General features: G+C 74.6%; 16 protein-coding genes. 12 read left to right on the top strand and 4 right to left on the bottom strand.

What is annotated here, in order from left to right:
* Nucleotides 1-85: 85 nt before the first annotated feature.
* Genes AB0G08_RS13900 through AB0G08_RS13880 form a run of 5 tightly spaced genes read left to right on the top strand, consistent with a single transcriptional unit; the run spans nt 86 to nt 6,521 of the window.
* Entirely contained in the window at nt 86-1,633 is a 1,548-nt protein-coding gene (locus AB0G08_RS13900; RefSeq protein WP_358087097.1) for a sugar transferase, read from the top strand.
* A gap of 8 nt (nt 1,634-1,641) precedes the next feature.
* On the top strand, nt 1,642-2,724 hold the full coding sequence (locus tag AB0G08_RS13895) for a glycosyltransferase family A protein (RefSeq protein ID WP_358087095.1): 1,083 nt from the start codon (nt 1,642-1,644) through the stop codon (nt 2,722-2,724).
* The gene (locus AB0G08_RS13890) at nt 2,724-3,791 is read left to right on the top strand and encodes a glycosyltransferase (RefSeq protein ID WP_358087094.1); all 1,068 of its coding nucleotides are present in this window, start codon (nt 2,724-2,726) and stop codon (nt 3,789-3,791) included. The genes AB0G08_RS13895 and AB0G08_RS13890 overlap by 1 nt, the downstream gene beginning before the upstream one ends.
* Nucleotides 3,788-5,164, top strand: a complete 1,377-nt coding sequence (locus AB0G08_RS13885) for an oligosaccharide flippase family protein (protein ID WP_358087093.1) — start codon at nt 3,788-3,790, stop codon at nt 5,162-5,164. Before AB0G08_RS13890 ends, AB0G08_RS13885 begins: the two co-directional genes overlap by 4 nt.
* Before the next feature lie 31 nt (nt 5,165-5,195).
* A complete protein-coding gene (locus AB0G08_RS13880) occupies nt 5,196-6,521 on the top strand; it encodes an O-antigen ligase family protein (protein WP_358087091.1) in 1,326 nt (441 codons plus the stop codon).
* Between the two features lie 63 nt (nt 6,522-6,584).
* Here AB0G08_RS13880 and AB0G08_RS13875 read toward each other — a convergent pair whose 3' ends face one another.
* Nucleotides 6,585-8,795, bottom strand: a complete 2,211-nt coding sequence (locus AB0G08_RS13875; protein WP_358087090.1) for a sialate O-acetylesterase — start codon at nt 8,793-8,795, stop codon at nt 6,585-6,587.
* A 190-nt stretch (nt 8,796-8,985) separates the two neighbouring features.
* Between AB0G08_RS13875 and AB0G08_RS13870 the strand changes: the two genes are divergently transcribed.
* Nucleotides 8,986-9,963 (top strand): acyltransferase, encoded by a 978-nt coding sequence (locus AB0G08_RS13870; protein ID WP_358087088.1) that lies wholly within the window; start codon nt 8,986-8,988, stop codon nt 9,961-9,963.
* Between the two features lie 145 nt (nt 9,964-10,108).
* Here the strand turns inward: AB0G08_RS13870 and AB0G08_RS13865 are convergent, their stop codons facing one another.
* The gene (locus AB0G08_RS13865; protein ID WP_358087086.1) at nt 10,109-11,947 is read right to left on the bottom strand and encodes a trypsin-like peptidase domain-containing protein; all 1,839 of its coding nucleotides are present in this window, start codon (nt 11,945-11,947) and stop codon (nt 10,109-10,111) included.
* A 257-nt stretch (nt 11,948-12,204) separates the two neighbouring features.
* On the opposite strand from AB0G08_RS13865, the gene AB0G08_RS13860 reads away from it, so the two are divergent.
* From AB0G08_RS13860 to hutH, 6 genes are all read left to right on the top strand, one after another.
* The gene (locus tag AB0G08_RS13860) at nt 12,205-13,056 is read left to right on the top strand and encodes a MurR/RpiR family transcriptional regulator (protein ID WP_358087085.1); all 852 of its coding nucleotides are present in this window, start codon (nt 12,205-12,207) and stop codon (nt 13,054-13,056) included.
* 17 nt (nt 13,057-13,073) lie between these two features.
* Complete coding sequence (gene hutU, locus AB0G08_RS13855) at nt 13,074-14,732, top strand: urocanate hydratase (protein ID WP_358087083.1); 1,659 nt, start codon at nt 13,074-13,076, stop codon at nt 14,730-14,732.
* On the top strand, nt 14,729-15,928 hold the full coding sequence (locus AB0G08_RS13850) for an allantoate amidohydrolase (protein WP_358087082.1): 1,200 nt from the start codon (nt 14,729-14,731) through the stop codon (nt 15,926-15,928). Before hutU ends, AB0G08_RS13850 begins: the two co-directional genes overlap by 4 nt.
* Before the next feature lie 112 nt (nt 15,929-16,040).
* Entirely contained in the window at nt 16,041-17,399 is a 1,359-nt protein-coding gene (locus tag AB0G08_RS13845; RefSeq protein ID WP_358087080.1) for a formimidoylglutamate deiminase, read from the top strand.
* The gene (gene hutI, locus AB0G08_RS13840; protein WP_358087079.1) at nt 17,396-18,583 is read left to right on the top strand and encodes an imidazolonepropionase; all 1,188 of its coding nucleotides are present in this window, start codon (nt 17,396-17,398) and stop codon (nt 18,581-18,583) included. The genes AB0G08_RS13845 and hutI overlap by 4 nt, the downstream gene beginning before the upstream one ends.
* Entirely contained in the window at nt 18,580-20,115 is a 1,536-nt protein-coding gene (gene hutH / locus AB0G08_RS13835; RefSeq protein WP_358087077.1) for a histidine ammonia-lyase, read from the top strand. The genes hutI and hutH overlap by 4 nt, the downstream gene beginning before the upstream one ends.
* Before the next feature lie 79 nt (nt 20,116-20,194).
* Here the strand turns inward: hutH and AB0G08_RS13830 are convergent, their stop codons facing one another.
* On the bottom strand, nt 20,195-21,109 hold the full coding sequence (locus AB0G08_RS13830; RefSeq protein ID WP_358087076.1) for an AEC family transporter: 915 nt from the start codon (nt 21,107-21,109) through the stop codon (nt 20,195-20,197).
* Between the two features lie 22 nt (nt 21,110-21,131).
* The gene (gene rdgB, locus AB0G08_RS13825) at nt 21,132-21,749 is read right to left on the bottom strand and encodes an RdgB/HAM1 family non-canonical purine NTP pyrophosphatase (protein WP_358087074.1); all 618 of its coding nucleotides are present in this window, start codon (nt 21,747-21,749) and stop codon (nt 21,132-21,134) included.
* Nucleotides 21,750-21,800: the final 51 nt, after the last annotated feature.

Below are 21,800 nucleotides of genomic sequence, written 5' to 3'. Positions count from 1 at the left end.
GGTGAGGCGCGCGTACCGGTCGTATCCTTCGTTCGCCTCGAAGCTGCCGCGCGCCGCCGGGGCAGTCAACGGGGAAGGACCAACCATGTCCAGGCAACAGGCGATGGACCACGACGCCAGCACGCCGCACCGCGACGACGTGGCGCGAGGCATGCGGGCGGGGGTACGCGGCGGGGCCGGCGCCGGGGGCGGTGCCACCGGAGCGCTGCCCACCTCCGCGCCGCCTGCGGGCGGTCAGGCGAGCGACGGCGCGCCCCGCCCCGGCCTCGACGTGACGGCGGTGCTGCCGTACGCGAGTTCCCGCGCGTCCACGCGCACCCGAGGGCTGCGGGCCTGGATGATGACGGCGCCCGTCGACGTGGCCGCCCTGCTGGCGCCCCTGCTGATCAGCCTCCAGTACTGGCGCGGGACGCTGGCCATGGCCGGCCTGACGGTGGCCATCTTCGCGGCGGGCGGGCTCTACCGGGCCCGTCGTCACGTGAGCATCCTCGACGAGTTGCCGAGCCTCTGCGGGCGGCTGCTCGCGTCCGCGGCCGTGGTCACCATCGTCGCGGCGCTGCGGCACGACTCCGCGGAGTACGTGGGCGGGTTCGCACGCGGGGTGATCATCGCGGCCGGGCTGGTCCTCGTCGGTCGCGTCTTCTCGCGGGAGTTCGCCACCATCGCGCGCAAGCGTCGCTGGGTGGAGCACAACGCCATCATCATCGGCAGCGGGCCGATCGCCGTGGAACTCGCCCGGCTGCTGCGCCGCTACCCGCAGTACGGGCTGCGCTTCGTCGGCTGCGTCGACTCCACGCACCCGCAGGTGCCGGCGGCGCTCCCCCTGATCGGCACCCTGGACCAGCTGGAACCGCTCGTCCGGATGGTCGAGTGCGACGTGCTCATCATCGCGGACCCGAGCTGCCCGGAGCTGACCCTGATGGAGGTCCTCCGCCAGCCGCGCAGCGCGAGCTGCGACCTGTGGGCCGTGCCACGGCTCTGGGGCTCCCGCTCGCACGGCGACCACATCGGCGCGATCCCGATCGTCAAGGTCGGCGACATCACCCTGTCCGGGCCCCGGTGGGCGCTCAAGCGTGCGTCGGACATCCTCTTCGCCAGCACGGCGTTGCTGCTGCTGAGCCCCGTTCTCCTGCTCTGCGCGATCGCGACGCTCCTCGACGGCGGCCCGGGCATCTTCTTCTACCAGGAACGGATCGGCCGCCACGGCAAGCCGTTCCACATCATCAAGTTCCGCTCGATGCGTCCCGTCGACGAGCACGAGTCGCAGACGAACTGGTCGATCGCGCACGACCAGCGGGTCGGCCCGATCGGCCGCTTCATGCGCCGCACGTCGCTGGACGAGCTGCCGCAGCTCTGGAACATCCTGCGGGGCGACATGAGCGTGGTCGGGCCGCGCCCCGAGCGGCCGTACTTCGTCGAGAAGTTCTCCGCCGAGTACCCCAACTACGCCATGCGTCACCGGGTCGCGGTGGGGCTCACCGGGCTGGCGCAGGTCAGTGGCCTGCGCGGCGACACCCCGATCTCCGACCGGGCGCGGTTCGACAACTACTACATCGAGAACTGGTCGCTGTGGCTCGACGCTAAGGTGCTCATCCGGACGGTGTCCGAGGTCTTCCGTGGCGGTGGTCGCTGAGCCGTTGAGTGGGGCCGTCCGCCGACGGCCCGCCCGACCGAGGATGCCGTGGGCACCGTGGCCCCGGACCTCACCGTCTGCCGTTACCTGTGCGCGCTCGCCGTCAACCGCGCGCCGAGTGCTTGGAGAGTCGATTGCCGGACGTTTCGGTCGTGATCCCGACCACGGGCAGGCCCAGCATCGCGGAGGCGGTGCTGTCCGCGCGCGGGCAGCAGGGGGTGTCCGTCCGCATCGTCGTCGTCTGCGACCTGGCCGAGGTCCCCGCGTCCGTGCGGGAACTGCGGGGGCACGTGGACGAGATCGTGTGCACCGGCGGGGGCCGGCGGGGCTCGCACGCGCGCAACCTCGGGGTCGCGCACGCCGCCCCCGGCAGCCACGTGGCGTTCCTGGACGACGACGACACCTGGCTGCCGACGAAGCTGGCGACGCAGGTGCCGGTCGTCGACCGGCTGGCCGCCAAGGGCTGGCTGCCCGTCGTGTCGTCCCGGATCCTGCAACGCAAGGCCGGCGCGGCTCCCCTCCCGACCGCCGCCCCGGAGACGCTGATCGCCGACGGCATGCTGCCCGAGGACTACCTCTTCCGCCGCCGGCACCTCGGCGTCGGCCGCCAGTCGCTGCCCACCTCGACCCTCGTGACGACCCACGAACTGGCCACCCGGTGCCCGTGGGACGAGACGCTGCCCCGGCACCAGGACTGGGACTGGCTGGTGCGGGCGGCACGCCTGCCCCACGCGAGGATCGTGCAGGTGGAGGAGGCCACCGCCGTCTACACCGTGGGCAGCCCCGGCTCCATCTCCGCCCGCGCGGACTGGCGCCAGTCGTGGGAGTGGGCCAAGCGGTGGGAAGGCGTGTGGTCCCCGGAGACCTTCTCCGACTTCATCGCCGCGCAGACCCTCCGCTACGCGCTGCAGGCCCGCGACGGGCAGGGCGTACGGGAGATGGTGCGCGCCATCCGCCGCAACTCGCCGCCGTCGGCCCGTAACGCGGTGCTGGCCGCGCTCGGCCTCGTGCCGCGCTCCACGCTGGAGCGCGTGGCGATGCGCAAGTCCCGCGTCGCCGCCGGTGCCCGCCCGAGCGACGGAGCCCGCTGATGCGCCTGCACTTCGTGCTGCCCCAGCTGGAGCCCTTCTACGGCATGGAGCGGGCCGCCGCGCTGCTCATGCAGGGCCTGCGGGCGCAGGGCGTGGAGGTCTCCGCCACCGTCATGTCGCGGGGGATCCCGGCCGGCCTCGGTGACCTGCCGATCGACACCCTCAACCTGGGGTCCCGGATCACCCGCCTGATGGAGGCGGTGCCGCCGCTGCGTCGCCGGTTGCAGGGCCTGCCGGCCGACGTCGAGATCGTGGCCAGCGGCCTGTGGGGAACCGTGCCGGTGGGCGCGGCGCTCGCCGGGTCCGGCAGGAGCTTCGTGGCGTGGGAACACTCCCTGCTCCCGGAGCGGCTGCGCATCGACCGGAGGGTGCGGACCCTCGCCCGGGTCACCCGGGTCGGCGCGCTGCGGCCCCGGCTCGTCGTCGCCGTCTCGGAGGGTGTCGCGCGGACCGTGCGGCACCTCGCACCGGGGCAGCCCGTCGTCACCATCACCAACCCGATGCCGCTCACCCCGTTCGTCCCGCCCCGGGCCGTCGTCGACCCCCGCAGGATCCAACTGCTCACCACCGCGGCGTTCCGCCCGTACAAGAACCACTCCTGCGCCCTGTCCGCCCTCGCCCTCCTGCCGGCGGCCTACCACCTGACGCTGGCCGGCGACGGCGAGGAACGCGAGCTGCTCGAGAACCAGGCGCGTGACCTGGGCCTGGCGGGCCGTGTGACGTTCCTGGGCCGGGTTCCCGGCGTCGGCGCCCTCCTCGCCGAGGCCGACCTGCTGGTGCACCCCTCGCGAGCCGAGACGTTCGGGTTCAGCCTGGTCGAGGCGGCCGAGGCCGGCCTGCCCGTCGCCACGCTGCCGGTGCCCGCGCTGGACGAGCTGATCCCGACGCTGGTGCCGGGGACGCTGGCGGCGGCGCCCACCCCCGAGGCGCTGGCCGAGGCGGTGCGGCGGATGACGCAGGACGAGCGTCCCACCCACGCCGACTTCGAGAAGGCCTGGCACGCCCGCTGCGCGGCTCTCGATCCCGCCGTGGTGAGCCGCCGGTGGGTGGAGGCGTTGCAGCGGTGACCCTGGCCCAGGGCACGGCCGGATCCGTGGCGGCCCCCGACGGCGTCCGGCCTCGATCGCACCGGCGCAGGTCCGCCCTGTCCGGCCGGGGCGACGGCTTCCTGCGCAAGTCCGGGAAGTTCTTCACCGGGACCCTGCTGCGCACCATCGCGCAGGGCGCGCTCTTCGTTCTCCTCGCGCGGGAGATGCCGATCGACACCTACGGGTTGTTCGTCGGCATCACCGCTCTCGTCGCCGTGGTGTCGCCGTTCGCCTCGGCCGGCGCGCCGAGCCTGATCTTCCAGAGCTACGCCGACTCGCCGTCCGACTGGCCCCGGCACCTCGCCCGGGGCCTGCTGCTCACCCTCGTCTTCGGGGCGGGCGCGACGGTCCTGGTGACCGCCGCGGGGGTGGCCATCTGGGGCGCCCAGGTGAGCGTGGTCGCGGTCGCCTGCCTCGCCTTCGCCGACCTGGTGGCGTGGCGGCTCGTCGAGGTCGTGGCCGCCTCGGTCCAGGCCCGGGGCCAGGTCTTCCTCGCCTCGGTCATCCCCGCCCTGCTGCACGTGTGCCGGCTGGCCGGGGCGCTGGCGCTGGGCCTCGCGGCTGCGGCACCGATGACGCTGTACGGCTGGGCGACCCTGTCGGCCGCCATCTCCGGCGTCGTCGGCGTGCTGGTGATCGGGTTCGGGCTGCGCGGCGCGGGCGGGTTCGGGTTCGACGTCCGCGGCGCGCTCGGGCAGGCCCGCACCGGAATGCTGTTCGCCGTCGGCCTGTCGGCCCAGACCGTCTACAACGACCTCGACAAGGTCATGCTGTCGCGGCTGAGCACCCCCGAGAGCGCCGCCATCTACGCGGCGGCGTACCGGGTGGTCGACTTCGCGTACACCCCGGGCCGTTCCATGGCGGCGGTGGCGTACCCCAAGTTCTTCGAGGCCGGCCGGAACGGGACCCGCGCCGCCTTCGCCCTCACCCGGCGGCTGCTGCCGCGCTACCTGATGTTCAGCGCGCCGGCCAGCCTGGCGCTCGTCGCGTTCGCGTGGACGATGCCGTACGTCTTCGGGGCCGAGTTCGCGGCGGCCGAGACGGCGTTGCAGGGGCTGAGCGCGCTGCTCGTGCTGAAGGCGCTGCACTACCTGGCGGCCGACACCCTCTCGGGCAGCCGGATGCAGGGCCGCCGTACGGTGTGTCAGATCGCGGTGGGGGTCGTCAACGCGGGGCTGAACGTCTGGCTCATCCCCGCCTACGGCTGGCAGGGTGCCGTCGTCTCCAGCCTGGTCTGCGACGCGCTCCTCTGCGTGCTGCTGTGGGGCTGCCTCGTCGCCGCCCTCCGCCGGCAGCCGCCGGGTGACGCCGTGCCGGCGGCCGGCCCCACGTCCTCGAGAGAAAGGGCCTGAGTTGGTCGGCCTCTTCGGTGTCCTGCTGACGGTGAGTGGGGTCGCGGTGGCCGTCTGGCTGGTGCGCGCCCGGCGGCAGGTCACCGCGTCGTTCGGCGGCGGCGCCACGGCGGTCGCCCTCATCGGGTTCGCGGTGCTCACGAACGCGGCGCCCGTGCTCGCCGGCGACCGCAGTTCCGCGCTCATCGGGCTGCTGGTGCTGTGCCTGCTGGCCTGGCTGGTCGTGTCGGGCCGCCGCAGCCTACGCGGCCCCACCGACGTCTGGCGCCGGATCAGCCTGCTGATGGCCGGCGCGCTGCTCGCCTGGTGTTTCGCCGTGGACGCCCTCAGTGGCGCCGGGCTCTACGGCTCGAGACTCGCGGCGTACGGCGCCTCCGCGCTGCTGCTGCTCGCCGTGGCCCTGCTCTCGCACGGCACCGCCCTCACCAGCAGGGCGATGGCCTGGACGGGGCTGGCCGTCCTGTCGGTAATGACGATCCCGACCGTCTTCTCCGGGCAGTCGTGGCGGGCGTGCACGGCCGGGAAGCTGGAGAAGTGCTCGATGGCGGGCGCACTGTTCAAGAGCTTCTACGAGTCCGAGAACTACGTCGCCATGCTCGCGTCGTTCACCCTGGTCGCCAGCCTCTGCGCGATGCGTCGCCTGGCCGCGGTGGCATCGACGTCCTTCTGCCTGCTGATCATCGTCGCCACGGGCTCGCGGACCAGCTACCTGGCCCTCGCCGCCGCCGGCCTCTGGCTGCTGGGCAGCCTCGTCCTCGAACGGTGGCGGAAGTTCCCCCGGATCAGCTTCCCCCTCTGCGTCGCCCTGGTGGTGGCCGCCCTCGGGCTGGCCACCTACCTGACGTGGACCGCGTCGAAGACCACCCTGAGCAATCGCGGCAACATCTGGATGGCCGCCCGCGAGTACATCGCCTGCACGGAGGCGACCGGCGTCGGCGTCTCCAAGTGGTACTACCTGCGGGACGTCGGCGAGGCGCCCACCCACTTCTTCCACTCGGGGTACGTCCTGGTCATCTTCGCCGGTGGCCTGGTCGGGCTGACGCTGTGGGGCCTGTGGGCGGCGACCCTGCTGCACGGCGCCGTCACCGACGGCCGGGCCTTCTCCGCGAAGGCGCCCGTCGCGCTGCTGGTCGTCTACTCGTTCACCGAGGTCGTCTGGAACCCGCTCTCCGTCGACGGGCTGTCGTGGATCTTCGTCCTGCTCGTGCTGACGGCCTCGGCCTCCGCCACGGCGGACCCGGTGCCGGCCCGCGGGCCCGTGGACGCCGCCGACCGACCGGGCGGACGGTGGGCCGCGCTGCGGAAGCTGACGCCGTGGCACGCGCAGGGTCGGGCCGGCGCGCACGCCCGTAGCTGAACCCGCGGGCATGCGGGAGCAGGGCGCGGAGCGGGAACCAGGCGGAGAGCCGACCCGAGCTGATCAGGAGCCGCCCGCGGGAGGGGGGCCGGCGGCGATCGTCAGGTTGTGGAAGGCCAGCAGCCCCGAGCCCGTGGCGTTGACGATCCACGGCCCCGCCCCGGCGTGGCCCAGGTAGCTCACCCCCGAGACACCGTCCGCCGGGCCGGACAGGGTCAGCACCAGCCGGCCGCCGTCCCGGTACGCGACGCCGGTGACGGTGACGGTGCCCCCGTTGACGCGGAAGTCCGCCTGCGCCCCCGGCTGGACCGTGAGCGGGTCGTCGTCGCGCAGCTGGACCACCACCTCGGTGCGCTCGGCGTTGGCGAAGGCCGCCGAGCGCGGGTCGGGGGCGGCGACCCCGTCCCCCGGGCCGCCGTACAGGTCGTGGGCCAGCACGCGGAAGACCCGGTCGCCCAGCTCGCGGTAGCCCTCTTCCCAGGCGAAGTGGCAGCCCTGGTGGCCGGAGAGGCCGTTGGTGGACAGCACCGTCACGCCGAGGGTGTCGCGCATCCGCCGTTGGGCCTCCCGCAGTTGGCCGGTGCTGCTGTCGCCGCAGGGCGAGGTGCGCACCTGGAAGACGTAGTACCGGCTGTCGCCGGGGATGTCGGTGCCGATCTCCCGCCGCCAGTCGCCGAGCAGGGCGGTGAACCCCGCCACGTGCCGGGCGGCGGCGTCGTCGTCCGACTCGCCCTGGTACCAGAGCACGGCCCGGACCCGCCCGATCACCCCGGCGGCCACCAGACGTTGCCGAAGGCGGCCGTAGTTGGTGGCGAGGTCGCCGGGAGCGGCGTCGTTGCGCTGGAAGAACGAGATGGGCTTGCCGTTCTCGGCGCCGTTGAGGACGGCCACCGGCACCTGGTAGGTGTCCGAGAGGCGGTGGGCCATCCGGATGCCCCACTGGCCGACCGAGCCGGGCTGCCGGATCGCCTCGCTGACCGCGTAGTTCCACCCCCGGTCGGCCCCGGAGAGCGTACGGTCCGCCGTGGACGATCCGTAGCTGCGGACGAACGGTGACTCCTCGCCCGCGGACGATCCCCGGTACTTCGCGGAGACGGCGTTGGACTGGCCCTGGATGACGTAGACGTCGCCGGCCACGACCCCCTCCCAGAGGCCGACCCGGCGGCTCAGGCCGTCGCCCAGCACGTGCAGTTCGAAGCGGTACTCCCGCAGCGTCGCGAGGATGCGCCGGCGGAAGGTGAAGTCCGCGGCGCCGGTGACCGGCAGGGTGTCCTCCCACCCCTCGGCGCCGCTGGTGACCTTCAGGCGTACGGCCCTGACCCGGGTGTCGCGCACCTTGCCGGTGACGAGGACCGCCGCGCCGTTCTCGGCGTCCCTCGGGTACAGCTGCCGGTCGCGGGGGTGCTGGTCGAGGGTGAGCACGGACGGCCGCGCGTACACCGTCAACCGGCGCTCGGTGAAGGCGGCCGCGTTGTCGGAGAGCGTCCAGTCGGGGTGGCCGTTCGGGGCGGTGCCGATGCCGAGCGACAGCTTGTTCTTCTTCGAGGTGAACCCGTTGACCGCGAACACCGTCTGCGGGGCGACGGTGGAGGGCCGGGTGGGGGCGACCAGGTGCACCTGGAACGAGCCGTACGCGATGGCGCCCCGCAGGTCGTCGTCGGCGTCGAAGCGGCCGGCGGAGGCGCCGGGGATCTGGCCGGACGCCCCGACGTTGTACGAGTTGGGCCACATCTCCAGGTAGCCGGGAAGCCCCGTGCCGGTGGTCAGGCCCTCCACGTTGGACGCGATCTCCAGGTCGCTGACCCGCTGCCGGACGATCTGGCCGCCCCGGGTCGGCAGCCCGAGGCGGCGGGCGTCGGTGGTGAACGGCGCCATCGCGGTCCACACCCACTGCCGGCCGGCCGGGCCGGTCAGTTCCAGGCAGTAGCCGACCCGGTCGAAGCCGCCGGCCACCCCGGCGGTGCGGTCGAACGCGTACGCCGGGTCGCGGTTCGCCCAGTTGACGCGCTCGGGCAGGTCCATCGCCGCGACGGGGGTGAAGTCGGCCATGCCGGGGACGTTCGCGGCGCACGTCGTGCCGTCCACCGGCGCAGCCGTCGGCCGCGTCGCGTCGCCGCCGGACGCCGACCACGCCGCCTGCGGCGTGCCCGCCGGCGACGAGGGCCAGACGACCACCGTCAGCGCGGAGGCGAGCAGCCCGACCGTCCCCACGGCGATCCAGACCTTCCGGGGGACGGACCGGAGGCGCTGGAAGGGGGAGAGAGGATCGGGCACCCTCGGACCTCCACTGGTCGGGCGGTTCGTCGCGGCAAGGCTATGCGATGCGCGGCGACGGATGGTCCGCGCCCGGGACCCGCGACTGCGCCACGGCCCCGGCGGCACCCTTCCGGACCCCGCCGGGAGGCGTGGCGGCCGGCGCGGGGCGGGACATGACGGGTCGTCGTTGTCTGCGATGATGCCCGCCATGGCCGCTACCACCACGACGCCCGCGGTGGGCACCCGGTCCGTCGGGATCGACACCCTCCGGATCATCGGTATCGCGGCCGTCGTCGTCGGCCATGTCTGGATCGACGACACCACCCGGGCGGTCATCTACACCTGGCACGTCCCGTTGTTCTTCATCCTCACCGGCTACTTCTGGACGCCCGGCCGACCGATGGGCGGCGAGTTGCGCAAGCGGTGGCAGACCCTCGGCGTGCCGTACCTGGCCTGGTTGGTGCTCCTGCTCGCGATGCTCGCGGCCGCGGCGGCCGTGCGGGGCGGCGTGGCGTCGGAGACGTTCACCGGAGCGCTGTACGGCGGCACCGCCGCCGTCCGGCCGTTCTCGGCGTTCTGGTTCGTCTCGGTGCTGTTGCTGATCGCGGTCGCGTACCGCTGGCTGGAGCGGTTCGGGACGGCCGCCACCTGGGGGGTGGCGCTGGTGGGGCTGCTGGCCGCCCACCTCGCTCCGGACGTGGTCACGGCCGGGCCGCTCGGCCTGTTCCTCGTCCCGGCCTGCCTGCTGTTCGTGCTCTGCGGTCGTCACCTGCGCGAGCTGCGGCCGCGGTTGTCCGCCGGCATGGGCGGCGGCATGGTGTCGGCCGGTGCCGGCCTGGTGCTCATCGGCGCGAGCGGCTCGCTGGACATCAAGGCCGGCGACTTCGGCAAGCCGGTGTTCGGTGTGCTGACCGCGACCCTGCTCAGCTGCGGCTTCATCCTGCTGGCCGAGGCTCTCGACGGGCGCCTGAGCGCGCCCGCGGCGCACCTCGTCGGCCGGCTCGCCGGGTGCGGCATCGCCGTCGTGCTGAGCCACGCGGCGGTGCTGTGGGTCCTGCGCACGGGGCCGGACGGCGGGTGGTTCGACCTGGCGGCCACCCTCGTGCTGCCCTGGGGGTTCGCGCTGCTCGTGCTGGGTACGCGCCTCGGTCCCTACCTGACGGGCACGGGCGGACGCCGGCCGTAGGCGGCAACGCGGGCCGTAGGCGGCAACGCGGGCCGTAGGCGGCAACGCGGGCCGTAGGCGGCAACGCGGGCCGTAGGCGGCAACGCGGGCCGTAGGGACAGCGACGCCGGCCGGCGGGCGTATCGGATGCGCGCCGGGACCGGCCCTACGCCCGGCTGCCCCGCCGGCCGAACAGCATCGCGAACAGCGCCACGAGCCCGATCACGAGCACGACGCCGGAGGCGACGAGCAGCGGCACCGCCCAGCCCGGCCGCTCCGGCGAGCCGCCCTCGCCGCCACCGCTGTCGACGGCCGCCTGACGGTACGCCTGGGCCAGCAGGTTGACCGGGGACTTCTCCGTCACCCCGTCGAAGCGGGAGATCGCGGTGGACTCGTCGCCGGCGAAGTACGCCTCCAGGCCGGAGCGGTAGAGCTGGTCGGGCTCACCGAGGCTGTTCTGCACCCCCGCCGCGCCGAGCAGGCCGGTCATCGTGGACACCGGCACGACCACCCGGTTGGCCTTGTCGGGCCGGAGGATGTCGTTGTCGAGCAGCCCGACCACGCGGCCCTGCGGGTCGATCGCGATCCCGCCCCGGGAGTAGAGGCCGACGTCCTCGCTGATGCGGTACGCGCCGACCGACGACTGGGCGTCCACCCCGGTCACCCGCACGGGCTTGGACAGCACCGTGTAGGTGGCGGACCGGAAGCTGGCGTCGTTGGTGCCGTAGCCCAGGATCAGCAGCGGGGTCTCCGGGCTGACGGTGGCGGCGGGGTTCAGCTCGGCGGCGGGCAGGTTCTGCTGGGCGAGCTTGACCAGCGCGACATTCCCCTCCTCCAGCGCGAGCGCCCGGACGACGGTGCCGGGGATCGCCGGGCTGTCCGTGACGTCCCCCTTGGCGGCGTTCAACTGCCCGAAGAGCTTGACCTCGGGGGCCGTCGCGGCCTCCGTGCCGGTGAAGCGGGTCGTCCGCATCCTGGCCCGGGTGTAGGCGGGGACGTCCTTCGCGGCGAGCTCCTTCTCGCTGACGAGGACGTTGGCCAGGGCGGAGAGGGCGCCGGCGAGCACGATGTCCTCGGTCGGCTGCACGCACTGGCCGTTGGTGAGGACGTGTCCGTCGTGGTTGACCACGAACCCGCTGCACCGCCGGCTGAACGTGACGGGTGCCTCCCGCAGCAGGGTGTCGTTCTCCTTGTTCCGGACGTAGCCGGTGAAGATGACCTCCACGAAGACCATGGCGGGCGCCGCCGTCGCCAGCGCCCGCTCCTCGGGGCTGTACAGGGCCGCCTGCGCCCAGGGCTTGAGGCCCGGGTTGACCGGGGTGGCGGTCGGGAAGGCGGTGGAGGTGGCCGTCGGCGTGGCCGCCGGCTCGCCCGGGCCGCCGGCCGTGACCGCCCAGGCGCCGACCCCGCCACCCAGGGCCGCCACCAGCAGCAGCGCGGCGACGGCGATCCAACGCCCCGTGCGGCGCGGTGGCGGGCCGGAGGACTGGATCCGGCGGACCGGTGCGGCGAACGGGTCGTTCGGCGGCGGCTCGGCGGGCGGACGGGGCTGCACGATCGGCATCTGGACCGTCTCGCCGGCCACCGGCGCCTCGGCCCCGGCGGGCGAGGCGGGCGCGGCCGAGACGGGGTACGGGGTCGCCGACGCCGGCTGGGCGGAGACCGGGGTGGCGTGCATCGCCCACGGCACGTGCGGCAGCCCGGACACCGGGTGCGGCACCCCGGAGACCGAGTGCGGGATTCCGGAGACCTGCTGGGGAGGGGCCGAGACGGGGGGCGTGGCGGCCGGCGCGGGCTCGTACTCGACGCCGAGCGCCCGGAAGAGCTTCTCGGCCCCCGGGCCCACCTCGGAGGAGTACGCCACCCAGGGCGAGGTGGCCGAGAAGTCCGCGTACGTGTAGGGCAGCGCGTTCGGCCCCTGCGTCTGCGCGAGGGAGTTGGCGATCCCCGCGAACGCCTCCCGCCACCCGGGGGCCGCGGCGACGGCGGCGTCGAGGACGGCCACGGTGACGAGGCGGCCCTGTCCGTCGATGGCAGCCCAGGCCTTTCCGACCGAAGATCCGCCCAACGTGTGGGTGAACCTGTAGGGGCCCTCCGGCTGCATGTGCACTCCTCCGCTCAACCGCCGTGGGGATAGTACCGAGGCAGGACCAGCTCTCCCCCTGCCGGTCGCTGGCCCGACACTCAGCGGGACGGGCGGCTCCGGGGAACCCGCGCGACGGCCGGTTGCTTTGTGAAAGTTTTCATGCATAGAGTCACGGCATGAATGAGGGAACTGTCGTGGCGCCCACCGAGCGGGTGCTCGACCTGTTCCAGGGGGTCCGGCTCACCCCCACCCAGCGCCGCATCGCGCACTGCCTCGTGCAGCACGCGCCGGCCGCGGCCTACCTCTCGGCGGCCGAGGTCGCCGAGCTGGCCGGGGTCAGCCAGCCGTCCGTCACCCGGTTCGCGGTCGCGCTCGGCCACGACGGCTACCCCGCGCTGCGCCGTCGGCTCCGCGAGCTGACCGCCGGCACCCCCGGCGACGCCACCGCCGCCGGCAACGAGCTCCAGCAGGCGGTACGCGCCGAGATCGGCAACCTCGACCGCCTCGCCGGGCAGCTCGCCGACCGGGACCGGATCGCCGAGACCGGCAGGCTGCTGGCCGCCAGCCGCCCCCTGCCGGTGCTCGGCCTGCGCGCCGCCGCCCCGTTGGCCGCCTACTTCGCCTACTTCGCCGCCAAGGTGCACCCCGACGTGCGGGTGCTCGACGACGGCGGCAGCCTGCTCACCGACCGCCTCGAACAGGCCGCCGAGGCCGGGGCGGGCGCTCTGCTCGCCTTCGTCCTGCCCCGCTATCCCCGGGAGACCCTGGACGCGCTGCGTGAAGCCCGGGCCGCCGGCCTCACCGTGGTGGCCATCACCGACTCGCCGGTCAGCCCGGCCACCGAGCACGCCGACGTGGTGCTGCCCGCCGCCGTCGGCGCGCAGCTCGTCTTCGACCTGCACACCGCGCCGATGACCCTGGCCATGGTCCTGCTCCAGGCAATCTGCGACGCCGCCCCGACCGACACCCAGCGCCGGCTGGAGGCCTTCGAGGCCTCCGCCGCCCGCCGCCAGTTGTTCCTCGGATGACCCGGAGGAGAACCGAGATGACCCAGCCCGTCCGCGCCGCACGCGGCACCGAACGCACCGCCCGAGGGTGGCCCCAGGAGGCCGCGCTGCGGATGCTGATGAACAACCTCGACCCGGAGGTCGCCGAGCGCCCCGAGGACCTGGTGGTCTACGGCGGCACGGGGAAGGCGGCGCGGGACTGGCCGTCGTACCACGCGCTGGTGCGCACGCTGACCGACCTGCGCGACGACGAGACCATGCTGGTGCAGTCCGGCCGGCCGGTGGGCGTCATGCGCACCCACGAGTGGGCGCCCCGGGTGCTGCTGGCCAACTCCAACCTGGTGGGCGACTGGGCCACCTGGCCGGAGTTCCGCCGCCTCGAACAGCTCGGCCTCACCATGTACGGGCAGATGACCGCCGGCTCGTGGATCTACATCGGCACCCAGGGCATCCTCCAGGGCACCTACGAGACGTTCGCCGCCGTCGCCGAGAAGAGGTTTGGCGGCACCCTCGCGGGGGCGCTGACGCTGACCGCCGGCTGCGGCGGCATGGGCGGGGCGCAGCCCCTCGCGGTCACCATGAACGGCGGCGTCTGCCTGGTCGTCGACGTGGACCGGAGCCGGCTGGACCGGCGGGTGCACGACCGCTACCTCGACGAGGTCGCCGACTCCCTCGACGACGCCGTCGAGCGGACGCTGGCCGCGAAGCGGGACCGGCGGGCGCTGAGCGTCGGCGTGGTCGGCAACGCGGCCACGGTCTTCCCGGAGCTGCTGCGCCGGGGCGTCGAGATCGACGTCGTCACCGACCAGACCAGCGCGCACGACCCGCTGTCGTACCTGCCGGAGGGCGTGGAGCTGGCCGACGCCCGGGACTACGCGAAGGCGAAGCCGGTCGAGTTCACCGACCGGGCGCGGGCGTCGATGGCGAAGCACGTCGAGGCGATGGTTGGGTTCCTCGACGCCGGCGCGGAGGTCTTCGACTACGGCAACTCGATCCGGGGCGAGGCGAAGCTCGGCGGGTTCGAGCGGGCCTTCGACTTCCCCGGCTTCGTGCCCGCGTACATCCGGCCGTTGTTCTGCGAGGGCAAGGGCCCGTTCCGGTGGGCGGCGCTCTCCGGCGACCCGGCCGACATCGCCGCCACCGACCGGGCGATCCTGGACCTGTTCCCGGAGAACGAGTCGCTGGCCCGGTGGATCCGGATGGCCGGCGAGCGGGTCGCCTTCCAGGGCCTGCCAGCGCGGATCTGCTGGCTCGGCTACGGCGAGCGCGACAGGGCGGGGGTGCGGTTCAACGAGATGGTCGCCTCCGGCGAGCTCTCCGCGCCCGTGGTGATCGGCCGGGACCACCTGGACTGCGGCAGCGTGGCCAGCCCTTACCGGGAGACCGAGTCGATGGCCGACGGCTCCGACGCCGTGGCCGACTGGCCGCTACTCAACGCGCTGGTCAACACCGCCAGCGGGGCGTCGTGGGTGTCGATCCACCACGGCGGCGGGGTCGGCATCGGCCGGTCCATCCACGCCGGGCAGGTCTGCGTGGCCGACGGCACCGCCCTGGCCGGGCAGAAGATCGAGCGGGTGCTCACCAACGACCCGGCGATGGGCGTCATCCGCCACGTCGACGCCGGCTACGACGCCGCCCGCGAGGTCGCGGAGGCCACCGGCGTGCGGGTGCCGATGGCGGAGGGAGGCAACCCGTGAGCGACCTGGCCGCCCGGTTCCGGGCGCTGTGGGACGAGATCGCGCCGATCGGGCGGGACGAGGGCAGCGGCGGCTACCTGCGGTACGCGCTGACCGAGCCGGAACTGCGGCTGCGGGAGTGGTTCCGCGAGCAGGCCGACCGCCGGGGCATGCCGGTCACCGACGACGGCAACGGCAACCTGTTCGCCCGGTGGGGCGACCCGGAGGCCGGCGACGCGGTGCTGACGGGCAGCCACTTCGACTCGGTGCCGCACGGCGGGGCGTACGACGGGCCGCTCGGCATCGTCAGCGCGTTCCTCGCCGTCGACGAGCTGCGCGCGGCCGGTGTCGCGCCGGCCCGCCCCGTCGTGGTCGGCGCGTTCGTCGAGGAGGAGGGCGCGCGGTTCGGCGTACCGTGCCTGGGGTCGCGGCTGCTCGCCGGGGAGATCGCGGTGGAGCGCGCGGCCGGGCTGCGCGACGCCGCCGGGGTGAGCTTCGCCGAGGCGCTGGGCGGCCGGCCGGCGGGCGCCCGACCCGAGCTGCTCGGCCGCTTCGCGGCCTTCGTCGAGCTGCACGTCGAGCAGGGCCGGGCGATGGTCGACGCCGGCACGCCGGTCGGGGTGGCCAGCGCCATCTGGCCGCACGGCCGCTGGCGCTTCGAGTTCACCGGCGAGGGCAACCACGCCGGTACGACCCGGATGGCCGACCGCCGCGACCCCATGCTGACGTACGCCTTCACGGTGCTGGCGGCCAACAAGGAGGCGCGGCTGCGCGGCGCCCACGCCACCGTCGGCCGGGTGGCGGTGGAGCCGAACGCCACCAACGCGATCCCGTCGAAGGTGACCGGCTGGCTGGACGCCCGGGCCGCCGAGCCGGAGACGCTGGACGGGCTGGTCGACGCGGTGCGCGCGAAGGCCGCCGAGCGGGCCCGCCGCGACGGCACGGAGGTGGCGCTGACCGAGGAGTCGGCCACCCCGCTGGTCGCCTTCGACGGCGGCCTGGCGGGCCGGCTCGCGGCCCTGCTCGACGCGCCGGTGCTGCCCACCGGGGCCGGGCACGACGCCGGGGTGCTCGCCGCGCACGTGCCCACCGCGATGCTCTTCGTGCGCAACCCGACCGGGGTGTCGCACTCCCCCGCGGAGTCGGCCAGCGACGCCGACTGTGCCGCCGGGGTCACCGCCCTGGCCCGGGTGCTGGAGGAGCTGACATGCCGCTGACCGCGGCCCGGGGAGGTCGTCGGCAGCCTGTCGGGCTGATGTCGCAGACGATTCGCCCCCGCGGTGATCGACTGGTGTCGCAGACGATTCAGCTCGAAAGGGGGCGGACGACATGACCGGGACCCGCTGGCTCGCCGAGTACGCCTGGCTGCCCGACCACGTCGAACCGACCGCCGACGTGCTGATCGAGACGGCCGACGGCCGGATCACGGGGGTGACCCCGCTGACGACCGGGGGCAGGCCGGCCGCCGGCGTCGAGGTGCTCGGCGACGCCGTCCGGCTGCCCGGGCTGACCCTGCCCGGGCTCGCCAACGCCCACTCGCACGCGTTCCACCGGGCGCTGCGCGGGCGCACCCACGGCGGGCGCGGCGACTTCTGGACCTGGCGCGACCGGATGTACGCGGTGGCGCAGCGGCTCGACCCGGACTCGTACCTGGCCCTGGCCCGGGCCGTCTACGCCGAGATGGCGCTGGCCGGCATCACCTGCGTCGGCGAGTTCCACTACCTGCACCACGACCCGGACGGCACCGGGTACGCCGACCCGAACGCGATGGGTGCGGCGCTGGTCGAGGCCGCCGCGCACGCCGGGATCCGGATCACCCTGCTGGACACCTGCTACCTCACCGCCACCGTCGACGGGCAGCCGCTGGCCGGACCGCAGCGGCGCTTCGGCGACGGCGACGCGCTGCGCTGGGCGGAACGGGTCGACGCGTTCCGGCCCGCCGGCGACCACGCCCGGGTGGGTGCGGCGATCCACTCGGTGCGCGCGGTGCCGGCGGAGCAGCTCGCCACCGTGGCCGGCTGGGCGGACCGGCGCGGCGCGCCCCTGCACGTGCACCTCTCCGAGCAGCCCGCCGAGAACGACGCCTGCCGGGCCACGCACGGCTGCACCCCGGCCCGCCTGCTCGCCGACCGCGGGGCGCTCGGGCCGGGCACCACGGCCGTGCACGCCACCCACCTGACCGGCGGCGACCTCACCCTGCTCGGGGACGCCGGCACGGGCGTCTGCCTCTGCCCGACCACCGAACGGGACCTGGCCGACGGGATCGGCCCGGCCCGGCGGATGGCCGACGTCGGCCTGCCGCTCAGCCTGGGCAGCGACAGCCACGCCGTGATCGACCTCTTCGAGGAGGCCCGCGCGGTGGAACTGGACGAGCGGCTGCGCACCCGCCGACGCGGCCACTTCAGCCCCGCCGAGCTGCGCGACGCGGCCACCGTGGGCGGCCACGCCGCGCTGGGCTGGCGCGACGCCGGGCGGATCGCCGTGGGGGCGCGGGCCGACCTGGTGACCGTACGGCTGGACGGCCCACGCACGGCCGGCGTACCGCCGGTGGGGGTGTGGTTCGCGGCCGGCGCCGCGGACGTCACCCACGTCGTGGTGGACGGCCGGACGGTGGTGCGCGACGGCCGGCACCTGACCGTCGACGTGCCGGCCGAGCTGGCCGCGGCCATCGAGGAGGTGACCTCTTGAGCACTCTGCTGGTCGACGACATCGGCGAGCTGGTGACAAACGACGGCGGCGGCGAGGGCGGGCCGCTGGGCATCCGGCGCGACGCCGCCCTCCTGGTCGAGGAGGGGCGGGTGGCCTGGATCGGGCCGGCCCGCGACGCGCCGGCCGCCGACCGGCGCCTGGACGCCGGGGGCGCCGCCGTGCTCCCCGGCTTCGTGGACAGCCACGCCCACCTGGTCTTCGCCGGGGACCGGGCCGTCGAGTTCGCCGCCCGGATGGCCGGGCAGCCGTACACCGGCGGCGGCATCCGGACCACGGTCGGCGCGACCCGGGCGGCCACCGACGACGAGCTGCGGGCCACCGTGCGCCGGCTGCGCGGCGAGGCGCTGCGGCAGGGCACCACCACCATGGAGATCAAGAGCGGGTACGGCCTCACCGTCGCCGACGAGGCCCGCTCGCTGGCGATCGCCGCCGAGGTCAGCGAGGAGACCACCTTCCTCGGCGCCCACGTGGTCCCCGCCGAGTACGCCGACCGCCCCGACGACTACGTGGGGCTGGTCTGCGGGCCGATGCTGGCCGCCGCCGCGCCGCACGCGCGCTGGATCGACGTCTTCTGCGAGCGGGGCGCGTTCGACGTCGACCACGCCCGCGCCATCCTCGCCTGCGGCCAGGCCGTCGGGCTGGGCGTGCGGGTGCACGCCAACCAGCTCGGCCCCGGGCCGGGCGTCCAGCTCGGCGTCGAGCTGGGCGCGGCCAGCGTCGACCACTGCACCCACCTGACCGACGCCGACGTCGACGCGCTCGCCTCGACCCGGGTCGACGGCGGGCACACCGCCACCGTGGCGACCCTGCTGCCCGGCGCCGAGTTCTCCACCCGCTCGCCCTATCCGGACGCCCGCCGGCTGCTCGACGCCGGCGTCACCGTGGCGCTGGCGACCGACTGCAACCCCGGTTCGTCGTACACCTCGTCGATGCCGTTCTGTATCGCGCTCGCCGTACGCGAGATGCGGATGACCCCGGCGGAGGCGGTCTGGGCCGCGACGGCCGGCGGCGCGCGGGCGCTGCGCCGCGACGACGTGGGGGTGCTCCGGCCGGGGGCCCGGGCCGACCTGATGGTCCTCGACGCCCCGTCCCACCTGCACCTGGCCTACCGGCCGGGTGTGCCACTGATCCGCCAGGTCCTGCGCAACGGAGTCCCTCAATGACCGTGACCATTCTGCCCACCGGGGTCTCCCCCGCCGACGTGCTCGCCGTGGCGCGCGGCACCGCCAAGGTCGTCCTCGACCCGGCCACCGTGGACGCCATGACCGTCAGCCGGTCCATCGTCGACGGCATCGAAGCCGCCGGCCGGCCGGTCTACGGCGTCTCCACCGGCTTCGGCGCGCTGGCGAACACCTTCGTCGCGCCCGAGCGGCGGGCCGAGCTCCAGCACGCGCTGATCCGCTCGCACGCCGCCGGGGTGGGCGCGCCGATGCCGCGCGAGGTGGTCCGGGCCATGATGCTGCTGCGGGTCCGCTCGCTGGCGCTCGGCCGCTCCGGGGTCCGGCCCCTGGTCGCCGAGGCGCTGGTCGACCTGCTCAACCACGACGTGACGCCGTGGGTGCCGGAGCACGGCTCGCTGGGCGCCTCCGGCGACCTGGCGCCGCTGGCGCACTGCGCGCTGGTGCTGCTCGGCGAGGGCTGGGTGCTCGGCCCGGCCGGCGAGCGGCTGCCCGCGGCCGACGCGCTGCGCCGGGCCGGGCTGACGCCGGTCGAGCTGGCCGCCAAGGAGGGGCTGGCGCTGATCAACGGCACCGACGGCATGCTCGGCATGCTGCTGCTGGCGATCCACGACGCCGCGCACCTGTTCACGATGGCCGACGTCACCGCCGCCCTCGCCATCGAGGCGATGCTCGGCTCGGAGCGGCCGTTCCTGCCGGAGCTGCACGCCATCCGGCCGCACCCCGGGCAGTCGGCCTCGGCGGCGAACATCCACCGGCTGCTCCAGGACTCCCGGGTGATGGACTCGCACCGCGACGACCTCGCGCACGCGGTGCAGGACGCGTACTCGATGCGGTGCGCGCCGCAGGTCGCCGGGGCGGCCCGGGACACGCTCGACTTCGTCCGCACGGTGGCCGGCCGGGAGCTGGTCTCGGTGGTGGACAACCCGGTGGTGCTGCCCGACGGCCGCGTCGAGTCGACCGGGAACTTCCACGGCGCGCCGCTCGGCTTCGCCGCGGACTTCCTGGCCATCGCCGCCGCCGAGGTGGGCGCGATCGCCGAGCGCCGGGTCGACCGGCTGCTCGACGTCACCCGGTCCCGGGAGCTGCCGGCGTTCCTCTCCCCCGACGCCGGGGTCAACTCCGGACTGATGATCGCCCAGTACACGGCGGCCGGGATCGTCGCGGAGAACCGCCGGCTCGCCGCGCCCGCGTCGGTGGACTCGCTGCCCACCAGCGGGATGCAGGAGGACCACGTCTCGATGGGCTGGGCGGCGGCCAAGAAGCTGCGCGCCGTGCTGGACAACCTGACCAGCATCCTCGCCGTCGAGCTGCTCGCCGGGGTACGCGGGCTCCAGCTGCGCGCCCCGCTCGACCCGTCCCCGGCCGGCCGGGCGGCCGTCGCGGCGCTCGGCGGGGTCGCCGGGGAACCCGGGCCGGACGTCTTCCTGGCCCCGCTGATGGAGGCCGCCCGGGCCGTGCTGGCCGGGCCCGACCTGCGCGCCGCCATCGAGCGCGAGATCGGCGCCCTCGACTGACGGCCACCCCGGGCCACCGTTGCGCCGCGGTGGCCCGGGGTGCCGCGCGGGCAGCCGAATCGCGTCGCCCGCGGCGGTCTCAGCCCGCCAGCACCGCCACGCCGACCAGCACGGGCACGGCGGCCACCGTCGACAGCAGGATCGAGTCGCGCGCCAGGACCGTGCCCCGGCCGTAGCGGATCGCGTAGACGAAGACGTTCTGCGCCGTCGGCAGGGCGGCGGTGACCGTGCAGGCCAGCACGAGGCCGGCCGGCAGCCCCATCGCGAAGCGCGCGACGAGGTAGGCGACGGTGGGCTGGACCACCGTCTTGAGGACGACCGCGAGCCGGACGTCCCGTCCGGTGTCGCCGGAGCCGGGCCGCGGCGCGCCGTGCAGGGAGACGCCGTACGCGATCAGCGTGGCGGGGACCGCCATCGCCGCGACCAGTTCGATCGGCCGCAGGACCGGCTCCGGCGGCAGCCAGCCGGTCAGGCTGGCCGCGACGCCCAACGCGCACGCGATGGTGACCGGGTTGGTGAGCGGCTGGAGCACCACCGTGCCGAGCGACGGTCTCCTGCGCGCCGTGGCCGCCTCCAGGAAGGCGAACGCGACCGGCGTCATGACGACCAGCTGGAACATCAGGACGGGCGCGACGAACGAGGCGTCCCCGAGGACGTAGACCGCGACCGGGATGCCGATGTTCGCCGCGTTGACGTACGACGAGGCCAGGGCGCCGATCGTCGCCTCCGCGACGGAGCGGCGCCAGCAGAGGCTCGCGACGGCGACGAACACCGACGCCACGGCGGTGGTGCTGACCACCGTGACGACGAGCGAGGACGAGACGACCGCGGGCACGTCGGCCCGCGACACCGTCTCGAACAGCAGCGCCGGGGTCGCCACGAAGAACGCGACGCGGGAGAGGACGGTGGCGGCCTCCGGCCCCAGCACCCCGCCGCGGCCGAGCGCGTAGCCGACGGCGATGACGGTGACGATGACGGCGAAGCCCGTCAGCACCCCTCCCACCGGGGCGGGGCCGTCAGCTCGCGGGCGGCAGCACCTTGGCGACGAGCTTGGCCAGCTCCCGCAGCGCCTTGCCCCGGTGGCTGACCGCGTCCTTCTCCTGCGGCGTCAGCTCGGCGTTGGTGCGGTCCTGCCCGTCGCCGAGGAAGATCGGGTCGTAGCCGAACCCGCCGTCGCCGCGCGGCGCCCGGAGCAGCCGGCCGTTCTGCCTGCCGTCGACCAGGTGTTCCTTGCCGCCGGGCAGCACCAGGGCCACCGTGCAGACGAACGACGCGCCCCGGTGCTCGTCGGGGAGGTCCGCGATCTGGTCCAGCACCAGCTGCAGGTTGGCCTGGTCGTTGCCGTGCCGGCCGGCCCAGCGGGCGCTGAACACCCCCGGCATGCCGTTGAGCGCCTCGACGGCGAGCCCGGAGTCGTCGGCGATCGTCGGCAGGCCGGTGCGCCGGCAGCCCTCCCGCGCCTTGATCAGCGCGTTCTCGCCGAAGGTCAGACCGCTCTCGGGCAGCTCCGGGTATTCCTCGACGTCGTCGAGCCCGATCAGGGCGACGCGGTGCGCGCCGAGCGCGCCGTCGAGGATCCGCTGGAGCTCGACGAGCTTCTTACGGTTACGGGTGGCGAGCAGCACCTTGTTCATCAGAATCCACCTTTGTTCGCGACTGCGGGGCTCGCAGGCTCACTCCTCGCG

The organism is Micromonospora sp. NPDC023644, from assembly GCF_040640115.1.
GTDB lineage: Bacteria > Actinomycetota > Actinomycetes > Mycobacteriales > Micromonosporaceae > Micromonospora.
This window is presented reverse-complemented; position numbering and strand designations above follow the sequence as displayed.

Coding starts and splice junctions, on each gene's coding strand:
- AB0G08_RS13900 (WP_358087097.1), top strand. CDS start 86: ATGTCCAGGCAACAGGCGATGGACCACGACGCCAGCACGCCGCACCGC.
- AB0G08_RS13890 (WP_358087094.1), top strand. CDS start 2,724: ATGCGCCTGCACTTCGTGCTGCCCCAGCTGGAGCCCTTCTACGGCATG.
- AB0G08_RS13870 (WP_358087088.1), top strand. CDS start 8,986: ATGGCCGCTACCACCACGACGCCCGCGGTGGGCACCCGGTCCGTCGGG.
- AB0G08_RS13860 (WP_358087085.1), top strand. CDS start 12,205: ATGAATGAGGGAACTGTCGTGGCGCCCACCGAGCGGGTGCTCGACCTG.
- hutU (WP_358087083.1), top strand. CDS start 13,074: ATGACCCAGCCCGTCCGCGCCGCACGCGGCACCGAACGCACCGCCCGA.
- AB0G08_RS13845 (WP_358087080.1), top strand. CDS start 16,041: ATGACCGGGACCCGCTGGCTCGCCGAGTACGCCTGGCTGCCCGACCAC.
- hutH (WP_358087077.1), top strand. CDS start 18,580: ATGACCGTGACCATTCTGCCCACCGGGGTCTCCCCCGCCGACGTGCTC.
- rdgB (WP_358087074.1), bottom strand. CDS start 21,749: ATGAACAAGGTGCTGCTCGCCACCCGTAACCGTAAGAAGCTCGTCGAG.